1 protein-coding gene is annotated in these 201 nt (G+C 56.7%); it reads left to right on the top strand.

Annotated features, from left to right (window positions below; all coding sequences use genetic code 11):
• Positions 1 to 201 (top strand): hypothetical protein (locus CWB99_RS23625; protein WP_138686246.1); only part of this gene is annotated, 201 nt, incomplete at both ends.

Raw genomic sequence — 201 nt, 5'->3', positions numbered from 1 at the left:
GGCAGTGAGCTGGATGTCAGTGGCCTGAATAATGGCACGCTCACTGTGTCGGCCACCCAAGCGGATACGGCAGGCAATACCTCCACCGCAGCGACGCAAACCATTACTCTGGATAACGCGGCGCCTTCGGCGCTGACTATCACCACGCCAATTGAAACCGATGGTATCGTCAGTGCGGCGGAAGATAACGATGTGCTAATC

The organism is Pseudoalteromonas rubra (genome assembly GCF_005887095.1).
Classification (GTDB): domain Bacteria; phylum Pseudomonadota; class Gammaproteobacteria; order Enterobacterales; family Alteromonadaceae; genus Pseudoalteromonas; species Pseudoalteromonas rubra_E.
The sequence above is the reverse complement of the archived record's forward strand: the minus strand, read 5'-3'. Positions and strand labels throughout refer to the sequence as shown.